This window comes from Xanthomonas sp. NCPPB 4037, assembly GCF_041475695.2.
In the GTDB taxonomy this organism is placed as follows: Bacteria; Pseudomonadota; Gammaproteobacteria; order Xanthomonadales; family Xanthomonadaceae; genus Xanthomonas; species Xanthomonas campestris.
Genome location: NZ_CM191261.1, coordinates 165,336 through 175,998, shown reverse-complemented (window position 1 = coordinate 175,998; position 10,663 = coordinate 165,336). Strand labels below are relative to the sequence as shown.

General features: G+C 65.1%; 10 protein-coding genes and 1 riboswitch. Of the genes, 4 read left to right on the top strand and 6 right to left on the bottom strand.

Going from position 1 to position 10,663, the window contains the following annotated elements; translation table 11 throughout:
- Positions 1 to 386: 386 nt before the first annotated feature.
- The 4 genes from ACCQ01_RS00795 to ACCQ01_RS00780 form a co-directional block, all read right to left on the bottom strand.
- A complete protein-coding gene (locus ACCQ01_RS00795) occupies positions 387 to 968 on the bottom strand; it encodes a manganese efflux pump MntP (protein WP_011039144.1) in 582 nt (193 codons plus the stop codon).
- 4 nt (positions 969 to 972) lie between these two features.
- Positions 973 to 1,144: riboswitch (yybP-ykoY riboswitch) on the bottom strand.
- Between the two features lie 115 nt (positions 1,145 to 1,259).
- The gene (locus ACCQ01_RS00790; protein WP_228433248.1) at positions 1,260 to 2,780 is read right to left on the bottom strand and encodes a S41 family peptidase; all 1,521 of its coding nucleotides are present in this window, start codon (positions 2,778 to 2,780) and stop codon (positions 1,260 to 1,262) included.
- A gap of 81 nt (positions 2,781 to 2,861) precedes the next feature.
- Positions 2,862 to 4,037: a helix-turn-helix domain-containing protein gene (locus ACCQ01_RS00785; RefSeq protein WP_228433322.1), complete on the bottom strand. Its 1,176-nt coding sequence runs from the start codon at positions 4,035 to 4,037 to the stop codon at positions 2,862 to 2,864.
- Between the two features lie 129 nt (positions 4,038 to 4,166).
- Positions 4,167 to 4,916: an IclR family transcriptional regulator gene (locus tag ACCQ01_RS00780; protein WP_014506091.1), complete on the bottom strand. Its 750-nt coding sequence runs from the start codon at positions 4,914 to 4,916 to the stop codon at positions 4,167 to 4,169.
- Positions 4,917 to 5,095: 179 nt separating this feature from the next.
- Here ACCQ01_RS00780 and fucP point away from each other — a divergent pair, with 179 nt between their 5' ends.
- The 4 genes from fucP to ACCQ01_RS00760 all read left to right on the top strand — a co-directional run bounded on the left by fucP (position 5,096) and on the right by ACCQ01_RS00760 (position 7,739).
- Complete coding sequence (gene fucP / locus ACCQ01_RS00775; protein WP_228433249.1) at positions 5,096 to 6,400, top strand: L-fucose:H+ symporter permease; 1,305 nt, start codon at positions 5,096 to 5,098, stop codon at positions 6,398 to 6,400.
- Complete coding sequence (locus ACCQ01_RS00770) at positions 6,397 to 6,774, top strand: L-fucose mutarotase (RefSeq protein WP_228433250.1); 378 nt, start codon at positions 6,397 to 6,399, stop codon at positions 6,772 to 6,774. The genes fucP and ACCQ01_RS00770 overlap by 4 nt, the downstream gene beginning before the upstream one ends.
- 326 nt (positions 6,775 to 7,100) lie before the next feature.
- A complete protein-coding gene (locus ACCQ01_RS00765; RefSeq protein ID WP_267132126.1) occupies positions 7,101 to 7,226 on the top strand; it encodes a hypothetical protein in 126 nt (41 codons plus the stop codon).
- Between the two features lie 210 nt (positions 7,227 to 7,436).
- Positions 7,437 to 7,739: a hypothetical protein gene (locus tag ACCQ01_RS00760; RefSeq protein WP_228433251.1), complete on the top strand. Its 303-nt coding sequence runs from the start codon at positions 7,437 to 7,439 to the stop codon at positions 7,737 to 7,739.
- A gap of 185 nt (positions 7,740 to 7,924) precedes the next feature.
- Here ACCQ01_RS00760 and ACCQ01_RS00755 read toward each other — a convergent pair whose 3' ends face one another.
- A complete protein-coding gene (locus ACCQ01_RS00755; RefSeq protein WP_228433252.1) occupies positions 7,925 to 9,250 on the bottom strand; it encodes an L-fuconate dehydratase in 1,326 nt (441 codons plus the stop codon).
- 498 nt (positions 9,251 to 9,748) lie between these two features.
- Positions 9,749 to 10,606 (bottom strand): fumarylacetoacetate hydrolase family protein, encoded by an 858-nt coding sequence (locus tag ACCQ01_RS00750; protein ID WP_042595873.1) that lies wholly within the window; start codon positions 10,604 to 10,606, stop codon positions 9,749 to 9,751.
- Between the last annotated feature and the right edge of the window lie 57 nt (positions 10,607 to 10,663).

Sequence of the window (10,663 nt, the reverse complement as noted above, 5' to 3'; positions counted from 1 at the left end):
CGTGCGTTAGTTGCGGCTTGATCGCGCTGCTTACAAAACACGCAACACCGTAGGAGCGCGCTTGCGCGCGATGAGGCTTTGCCGAGGACACGGCATCACCGGGAATGCCCATCGCGCGCGAGCGCGCTCCTACGAGTGAGTCGCCCCCTGATCCAGGAGCCTGTGCGCAGGCAACGGTCCGCCGATGTCGCCGTGCGCATTCTTGAGCGCCCATCGCAACAAGATGCGTTGATGCACGGCGGCATCTTTGATGCACCACGTTGCTTACAGGACACCCAACACCGTAGGAGCGCGCTCGCGCGCGATGAAGCGTTACCGAGAACGCCACACATCACCGGGAACGCCCCATCGCGCGCAAGCGCGCTCCTACACGGCAATCACACTGCTTACGCCGCGCCGCTGAGGTGTTCGTACAGGATGGTGCTGCCGATGAGGATCAGGATCACGCCGCCCAGGATCTCCGCACGCTTGCCGATCAGCGCGCCCAGTGCACGGCCGAGCATCACGCCGGCGGTGACCATGCTCAACGTGCACAGCCCGACCACGGCCGCCACCACGCCGATGTGCACATCCAGAAACGCCAGGCTCACGCCCACCGCCATCGCATCGATGCTGGTGGCAAAGCCGGTGGCGGCCAGTGCCAGCAAGCCATAGCGCTTGGGCGTATCGCGCAGTGCCTCATCCACCTCGGACTCGTTGCGCAGCCCGGCCACGATCATGTGCGCCCCCAGCGCGCCGAGCAGGCCGAAGGCGATCCAGTGATCGAAGGCGGCGAGGTAATCGGAGGCCGCGCGTCCGAGCATCCAGCCGATCACCGGGGTGATCGCTTCGATGCAGCCGAACACCAGCCCGGCACGCACGGCATCACGCCAGCGCGGCCGCCGCATCGCCGCTCCCTTGCCGATGGCCGCAGCAAATGCGTCGGTGGACATCGCAAAACCAAGCAACACGATAGAGAGCGGAGACATCGACAACCTCGGGTTGGGCACGATCACAACGGCATGCGCCCGCGCCCAACCATCGTTGTGCACGCATGCCGCTGGTCTCGCCAAACCAAGAGCGGTTGCCCGCACCACGGCGCAACGGCCGAGTATGTTGATGCGGGCGCTTCCATCGACTGGAAGCAGGCTACTCCCCAAGGGGGCGCGCAGTGTACCAACGTGCGCCACGGATCAGCGCGTTTTGCCTGCACGCGAAGGTCGGTCTGATCTTTATAGCCGAAGCTATGTGGCAGCACTACGGAAGGCGACTTACCCGGCTCAGGCACCGGGCAGCAACGCGGTGACCGCCGCCATTTCCGCATCGGTACCGTGCTGCAGATCCGCAGCGCTTGGCCGCACGGTGATGTCGGGCAGCACGCCGCGATCCGGTTGTGCGGTCAAAGGGAACTGGCCCACCAACGGCAGGTCCACTTCGATGTGCGAGTTGGGCAGCTGCACGAAGAAGAACGCGCTGCCATTGATGCCACGCAGATTGCCACCGGTGGGTTGCCCGACCAGCGTGGCCAGCCCATTGGCTTGCACGCGTTGGGCGAATTCGAACGTGGCCGAGCTGTTCTCGGCGCCAATCAGCACGAACACCTTGCCGGCGAAATGCGGCGCGCGCGGCGCGATCTGCGTTGACGTCTCGGTAGATGCATCGTCGCTGGCCGCGTCACGCAGTGTGTAGAAGCGTGCATCGTCAGCATCTTCAACCGCGCGCGTGCCCCAATCGCGAAAGGAGGCGTCCCAAGTGGTGACGAATGGCGCCAGCGACGCGGGCAGGCGGCGGTAGCGCAGCCGCTTGCGCATCGGCGGCACATCGAGCGCACGCGCGGACAGATACCCCTGCAGCACGCTGCCCACATCAAGCCCGCCTTCGTTACCACGCAGGTCGATCACCAGCGCGGGTACCTTGCGCGCGGCCAGGGTGGAAAAGCTCTGCGCCAGAAATCCGCGCCAGTCCCACTGGCTGTCGTACAAGGCCCAATCGGGCATGCGCAGGATCGCCAGCCGCGCGTCTGGCATCTCCAGGCGCCATGCCGGCGCAGTGCTGTCGCGCGGTTGGATCGGCGCCATCGCCTGCCGTTGCGCTGCCGTCAGGCTGTGCACCTGCAGCGTGCGCACTGCGCCACCCCCAGGCCCGCGCACGCGCAGCAACGGTTCGGCGCTGATCTGCGGAAACAGCAGCGGCAGGTAGGCATCGAACGCCTCGATGCGCGCGAAGCCCTGCACCTCCATCTGCGCGATGCGCTTGGCATCGTTGCTGCCATCCGCGCGTGCCACGCCCATCAGGGCCGGCAGGATCTGCGCGGCGGGCACGCCGTCGATCGCCAGCACCTCGGTGCCGGGGACCAGCGACCGCTGGTTCGAGCCGTTGCGGCTGATGACCATGCGCCCGTCCAGCCAGCGGAAGTAGAACGGCAGATGGCGGTCGTGGTCGAACAACGCGTGCTGGATCGCCTCGGGTTGATTGACGAAGTTGGGGAAGCTGTGGCCGCAGCGCACGCTGGCGGTCAGGCGGGAGATCGCCAGATAGGCCTGGGCCAGGGTGGCGCCCTCGCCGAGTTCGGCGCGCAGCGCTGCAAAGCGTTGCGCCACCGCCTGCTCGCTGGAATACCGATACAGGCCAGGATGCAGCGCAGCGTAGGCCTGCTCCAGCACCGCGATGTCGGCAAGCAGGGCGGGGCCAGGCAGGACGCTATCACTGCGCACCGGTGGCGTAGAGGCTGCAGGGGTGGCGCCAGCCGGCTGCCAGCTCAGCAGTGCCACGGCCAACAACAGGCGAAGGCGACGGGACATGGCGACTCCTTGATAGGGAGCACCCAGCCTGCTGATCGCTGCTGCAGCAGACGACTCAACGGCCCAATGACGCGACGATTTTCAGGCGATGGGACGTTGCGAGCGGCGGTAGTCGCTGGGCGTGCACTGCACGCTGGCGCGGAACACGCGGTTGAAGCTGGCCTTGGAGCCGAAGCCGACCGCCAGTGCGATGGTGAGGATGTCCTGGTCGCCGGCAAGCAGACGCCGCGCCTCGGCAATCCGCAGCCCGTTGATGAACCCGCTGAAGGTCTGCCCCAGCCCCTCGTTGAGGCCGCGCGAGAGGTAGTTGCTGTTGGTGCCCATGCGCCGCGCCAGCTCCGGCAGGCTCAGGTCCGGCTCGCGCCACCAGCCATGTGCATCGACCTCGGCCGCAATGCGCGCGCCAAACGCGTGCCAGTCTTTTTCCTGGGCCGCGCTGACCACTGCCAGCCCCGCCGGGGCGCTGGCGTGCTCCGGCAGCGGAACAGTGGGGGGCGCGGACCCTGCACGCGCCGGCGCATCGGCCGGCGCATCGCCGCTCAGCAGGAGATCGCGGCGCGGATACCGGGCACGCGCATGGCGCCAGCCTTCCAGGCCCAGGTAATAGACCACTGCCACGGTGGCCAGGTAGCGTGGAAATTCGTCGAAGTACGACAGCCGGTGCCACCAGCGGTCGCTGACCGTGAAGCCGAGCCGCAACAGCAGCAGCGCGCTGGCCGCCAGCAGGAAGCCGCGCAGCCAGGGCAGGCGTAGTTCCTCGCGCGCGCCGCTGTGATGCTCCAGCCAGCGTTGATAGCTCAGATATTCGCGCCAGGCCATCAGCAGATACACGCCGAGCGAGAGCAGCACCAGCGCGTCCTGCAGCGGCGCGACCCAGGGCCGCTGTACGGCAGCGTCCCAGGCCCATTTGCGCTGCAGCGGCCAGGTGAACAGCCAGGCGTAGTAGCCGCCCTGCAGCAGTGCCGGCAGCAGGTGCAGCGCCCATCGGCGTGGCAGATGCGCGCGCGCCAACTGGCGCACATAGAGCCAGACCAGCGGGCCAATCGCCAGCTCCCAAAACAAAGGGGCGTAGGTCAGGTCGGGATAGGCATCGTAGGCACCGGCGTAGCCGAGCGTATAGGGCGTGATCAGCGCCACCACCACCAGCAGCAGGGCGGCCAGACAGCGGTTGGCGATGCGGTTGCGCGGCGCCCAGAGCAGCAGGCCCGCGCCGATCACGCCGTGCGCACTCCCAAGCAGCAGGCTGGTGCTCCACATCCCGAAACTGATGCTGGACATGTCATCCCGCTGTGCCGATCGCGCCGAGTATAGGCCTGCGCCCGCGTCCGCGGCGCGGTGCATCAGGCGTGTGCAGCCATCTCCGCAGCCGCGCGCAACAACGGTGTGTCAGTGCAGCCCGGCCGAGATCTCGGCGGTTGCCGCACGCAGCGCGCTCAATGCGGCCTGCGGGCCGACCAGCTCCGGGCGGCGTTCGATGAAGGGCACGGTGAGCGTGTAGGTGGCACTGCCGCGCTGCAGGATCGGTGCGGTGAGGTCCACCACGCCCACCACCGCCTCGCTGGCGTGCATCGCGTAGCCGGCCTGGCGGGTCTGCTCGGCATCGCGCAGGAACTGCGCGCGGTCGTAGGGCACCTCGCTGGCGTCCAGCTGCTCCAGCCAGCGGGTCTGCACCTCCGGCTGCTGAAAGGCGAACAGCACCAGGCCCGAGGTGGAATGGGCAAGCGGGCGGCGATGCCCGGGCCGCACCACCAGGCCCAGGTCACTGGGCACGTCCATCTGCGCGATCACCACGATCTGGTCGCCGGACGGCGCTACCAAATGGCAGGGCTGGAAGATCGCATCGGCCAGCCGGCGCATCACCGGCAGCGCGGCGTCGGTAATGGTCTGCACCTGCGGCTGCTGCATGCCGAGCATGAACAACCGGTTGGTCAGCACGTAGTCGCCTTCGCCATCGCGGGTGAGGTAGCCGCGCTCTTCCAGCACCTGCAGCATGCGAAAGATCTCCCCGCGCGAGCGGCCGATGCCCTGCGAGATCGCGCCCATGCTCATGGGCTGGGCCTGGCGCGCCAGCAGCTCCAGGATGTCCAGGCCCTTGTCCAGGGCGGGGGCACGGTACTTGGCGGGTTCGATGCTCATCCGTTTGCAACTCCAGGCACGATGCGGCGCGTCAGGGTACAGGCATCGGCTGGAGGCTCGCCAACGCCACTCGGTGCAAATATAAACAAAGTTTTTATATTTGCATGCCACTGCGGCGCGCAGTACGCTCGCCTGCACAATTTGCGCAAGCGCCACAGCCTTGGGAGGGGAGAGGTCGCATGCATTACAGCGATACCGCCGCGTCACCGCGCGGCAACCTGGCGCGTACCGCCGTGGTGCCCCTGTTGTTGATCGTCAGCCTGTTTTTTCTATGGGGCATGGCCAACAACCTCAACGACATCCTGATCAAGCAGTTCAAGAAGGCCTTCGAGCTGTCCGACCTGCAGGCCGGGCTGGTGCAGAGCGCCTTCTACCTGGGCTATTTCGTGTTCGCGATGCCGGCGGCGATGTTCATGCGCCGCTACAGCTACAAGGCGGCGGTAGTGCTGGGCCTGCTGCTGTATGCCTGCGGCGCGTTCCTGTTCTATCCGGCCGCGCAGGTGCACACCTACTGGCTGTTCCTGCTGGCGTTGTTTGTGATCGCCAGCGGCCTGGCGTTTCTGGAAACCACCGCCAATCCGTTGGTCACCGTGCTGGGCCCGGCTGACGGCGCGGCGCGGCGGCTCAATCTTGCGCAGGCCTTCAATCCGCTGGGCTCGATCACCGGCGTGCTGGTGGGCCAGCATTTCATTTTCTCCGGCGTGGAGCACACCCCAGCCGAACTGGCGGCGATGGCGCCGGCCGCGCGCGAGGCCTTCTTCGCCACCGAATCCTCAGCCGTGCAGATGCCCTATCTGATCATCGGCGTGGTGGTGGTGCTGTGGGCGATCCTGATCGCGCTGGTGCGCTTCCCGACCGGCGACGCCGGCGTGGGCGCGGCGGCCCCCAAGCGTGCCAAATTCGGCGAATTGCTGCATAACCGGCTGTTCGTGTTTTCGGTGGTGGCGCAGTTCTTTTACGTGGGCGCGCAGGTCGGCATCTGGAGTTACCTGATCCGCTACCTGCAGGATGCGGTGCCGGGTACACCGGAAAAAAGCGCGGCCACCTATCTGACCATCTCGCTGGTGTTGTTCATGGCCGGGCGCTTTATCGGCACCGCGCTGCTGCGCTATCTGGCGCCGGCCAAGTTGCTGGCCAGCTTTGCCACGATCAATCTGCTGCTGTGCGCAGTCGCGATCGCCTTGCCCGGTTGGACGGGCCTGTATGCGCTGGTTGCGGCCAGCGTGTTCATGTCGGTGATGTTCCCGACCATCTTCGCGCTGGGCCTGGATGGCATGCACGATGACGCACGCAAGCTGGGGTCTTCGTTGCTGGTGATGGCCATCATTGGTGGCGCCTTGCTCACTGCACTCATGGGTGCGGTGTCGGACATGGCCGGCATCCATTGGGCGATGGTGGTGCCGGGTGTGTGCTTCGGCGTGATCCTGCTGTTCGCGTTGCGTGCCCGTCGCGCTGCGCCTCTGGTTGCAGGAGCGGGCGTATGAGTGTGCGGCGTCTGTGCTACGTGCTGGATCTGCACGACGATCCGCAACTGATCGCCGAGTACGAGCGCTGGCATCAACCGGCCCAGGTGTGGCCGGAAGTGGTGGCGTCGTTGCGCCAGGCGGGGATTCTGGAGTTGCAGATCTTTCGCAGCGGCGATCGCTTGGTGATGTTGATGGAGGTCGGTGACGATTACGATCCGGCGGCCAAGGCGGCGCGGGATGCAGGTGATCCGCGGATTCAGGCGTGGGAAGAGCTGATGTGGCGGTTTCAGAAAGCCTTGCCTGGGAGTGCGCCGGGGGAGAAGTGGCGCGAGGCTGGGCGGATTTTTGCGTTGAGTGAGGCGGTGAGTGTGCAGCAGGGTTCTGCTGCGTAGATTGCTTCGTACTGTGTAGCGCCAAGTTGTGTTTCCGCTGGCGCAGCTTTTGAGTGATGTGCTGTTTTCGTTGCTCTAAGGGCAGGGGCTTTCACGCCCTTGCGGGCGCGAGTCACTTTTCTTTGCTTGTGCAAAGAAAAGTAACCAAAAGAAAGCACACCCCGTCCTCGCGCCCGGCGCGCTGCGCGCGACGGGTACGCAAGGCCGGCAGAAATTTTTGTAAGGGACATCCATGTCCCTTACAAAAACGTCGCGCATCCATGCGCGCCGCCCTGCGGGTTGTATCTGCCAGCCTTGCCGCTGCGGTATGGGGCCCCGGGAGCGGAATGGCAAAGCAAGAGCAACAGCAACAGCAAAAGCAACAGCAAAAGCAACAGCAACAGCAAAAGCAACAGCAAAAGCAACAGCAAAAGCAACAGCAAAAGCCAAAGCCAACGCGAGTGAGCGAGTGAGCGAGCGAGAGTCAGCGCAACATTCGGAGCCACGGTCGAAGCAAAAAGTCGGGGCAGCAAGCAGTGCAGCAGTGCCAAAGCAACAATAGCCAAGCAATAACGGCGGCTCAGGTATTAGGCGAGGGCAGTAGGTTCTCGCCGGTTGCTGGTGCGCGGTCGCGTCGCTCGCCGGAAGCGCGGATGGGTAAGCGATACCAGGTGCCAGAAAGTATGTACATCAACGTCAGTTTCCCGACCCGATTTGCCAAGGCGCTGAAGAAAAGCGTGAAGAAGGCGATCACGTTGCGTGGTGACGCTTACGCGATGTGCCTGGCCTGTCCTGGACTTGTTGTCTTGTTGTCGTGTTGCTTCGGTGCTTCGGTGCTGACGTTGCGCACCGAAGATGCGTTTCTTTCTGTGGCGCTCGCAATGCCGTTCGCGCATGTTGGGCAGCCGATCGGTGTGGGGTTGTTGTGGAATGCGGCGCGTTGTCGCCGGTTGCCGCTCGTTGGAGGTGCGTCACTCCATAAGTGACGCATAGAGCAGCGCCCCGCATCACCTGGCTGTGTTTGTCAGTGCACCGCTCGGTCACACCCTGGTCCACTGCAAACCAACGAGAAACGGCTTCAGTCGCGATCAGGCTCAGCGAAAACTGCCTGTCGCTCATGAAGCCGTTGTCGCACCGCGCACTGCTGCGGCACGCGGTGCGTTGACGCTGCTTAGGCCTTCGCCTTGCTGGCTGCCAGGTCTTCGACCCAGAAGCGGCCGTCGGGGTAGCTGAATTCGGCGACCGAGGCGGGGTGCATTTCTGCCGAGAATCCGGGCAGCTCTGGAGCGAGGTAGCGGCCGTGCTGGATGCGCACCGGGTCCAGGAAGTGCTGGTGCAGGTGGTCGACGAATTCGATGGCGCGGTCTTCCATCTTGCCGGTGATCGCGACGAAGTCGGCCATCGCCAGGTGCTGCACCAGTTCGCACAGGCCCACGCCGCCGGCGTGCGGGAACACGCGCACGCCGAACTTGGCGGCCAGCAGCAGGATGGCGAGGTTTTCGTTGACGCCGCCCACGCGCGCGGCATCGATCTGGATCAGGTCTACCGCGCCGGCCTGCAGCAACTGCTTGAACACCACCCGGTTCTGGGTGTGCTCGCCGGTGGAGACCGGCACCGGGGTGATGCCCTGGCGAATGGCGGCGTGGCCAAGCACGTCGTCCGGGCTGGTGGGTTCTTCGATCCAGGCGATGTCGAATTCGGCCAGCTGGCGCATCCAGTCGATCGCCGGGCCCACGTCCCAGCGCTGGTTGGCGTCTACCGCCATTGCGATGTCCGGGCCGATCGCGGCGCGCGCCAGGCGACAGCGGCGGATATCGTCTTGCACGTTGGCGCCGACCTTGAGCTTGATGGTGCGGAAGCCATCGGCCACCGCTTCCTTGGCCAGGCGCACCAGCTTTTCATCCGAATAGCCGAGCCAGCCGGGCGAGGTGGTGTAGGCCGGATAGCCCTGTTCGATCAGCGTGGCGATGCGTGCTGCACGCTGCGGTTGTGCATCGCGCAGGAGGGCCAGCGCTTCGTCGCGGGTGAGGGCGTCGCTGAGGTAGCGGAAGTCGATGGTGTCCACCAGCTGCTCGGGCGTGAGCTCGGCAATGAAGCGCCACAGCGGCTTTTTCGCCGCGCGCGCGGCCATATCCCAGGCAGCGTTGATCACCGCGCCGATCGCCATGTGCATCACGCCCTTTTCCGGGCCCAGCCAGCGCAGCTGCGAATCGTTGGTGAGGCGGCGTGCGAACGCGCCCAGGTCCGCGATCACCTCGTCCGCCGACAGGCCAACCACGTGCTCGGCCAATGCGGCCACGGCGGCGGTCTGCACGTCGTTGCCGCGGCCGATGGTGAACACCAGGCCGTGGCCAGCCAGGTCTTCCGCGCCGTCGGTGCGCAGCACCACATAGGCGGCCGAGTAGTCCGGATCGGGATTCATCGCGTCCGACCCATCGAGCTCGCGCGAGGTGGGGAAGCGGACGTCGTGGGTCTCGAGGGCGATGATGGTGCGCATGGAAGTCCTGGGCGATGGAAGACGGAAATAAAAACGCGCGGAGTAAAACGGAAACGGGGAACGTAAACGGAGAAGGGCGCCAGAGCCCCTCTCCCTCCGGGAGAGGGGTTGGGGTGAGGGTACGGACGCGCAGCGCCGACTATGTTGTAGCGCTGCAGGTACTCATGCGTTTGTAACGCAGATCAACGAACAACACAGATCAACGAATCACTGCACGACCAACTGCGTGTCGATATCAACGCGCGACAGCGCTTGGAAGTTCAACGCCCTCGCACGCCGCTTAAAAAAATTTGCGCATGACACATCAACACACATGCCGACCCGTCACGCCTAACGACAAAGGCACATTGCGACGAACTGCTTGGATACGTCGCTACGTACCCTCACCCCAACCCCTCTCCCGAGGGGAGAGGGGCTTTAGCTACTTCGTGCGGATACCTAGCCACTTACCTTGACTCAATCTTTCTTCGAGAACCAAGGTCCGGGAAGCCGATGGCTTCAAACAGCATCCCGCGGATGCGCCACCACCGGCTGACGCTGGCGGCCCAGGCCTTCGATCTCCAGCTCCATCACGTCGCCCGGCTTGAGGTACACCGGCGGCTTCTGGCCCAGGCCCACGCCCGGCGGGGTGCCGGTACTGATCACATCGCCCGGCATCAGCGTCATGTAGCGGCTGATATGGCTGACCAGTTCGGCCACGCCGAACACCATCGTGCGGGTGCTGCCGTTCTGATAGCGATGGCCGTTGACCTCCAGCCACATCGACAGGTTCTGTGGGTCGGCGATCTCATCGCGCGTCACCAGCCACGGGCCGATCGGGCCGAAGGTGTCGGCGCTCTTGCCCTTGACCCACTGGCCGCCGTGTTCGAGCTGGAATTCGCGCTCGGACAGATCGTTGATCACCGCATAGCCGGCCACGTGGTTTAGCGCCTCGTCCACCGACACATCACGCGCCACATCGCCGATCACCACGCCCAGTTCCACTTCCCAGTCGCTCTTCACCGAGCCGCGCGGGATGATCACGGTGTCGTTGGGGCCGCACACCGCGGTGGTGGCCTTCATGAAAAGAATCGGCATCTTGGGCACTTCCATGCCCGATTCGGCGGCGTGGTCAGCGTAGTTCAAGCCAACGCAGATGAACTTGCCGATCTGGCCAACCGCCGCGCCGTAGCGCTGCTCGCCTTCGATCAGCGGCAGCGATGCGACATCCAGCGCGCGCAACGTGTCCAGACCGGCGTTGGTGATGTGCTCACCGGCCACATCGCTGATCACGCCGCTCAGGTCGCGGAGCTTGCCGTCGCTGTCGATCAGTCCGGGACGTTCCTGGCCGGGGGCGCCTACGCGTACGAGTTTCATGCAGTCTTCCTTTGCAGATGAGGAATGGAGCGGCTAGTAAACCTAGCGCGCGTGCAT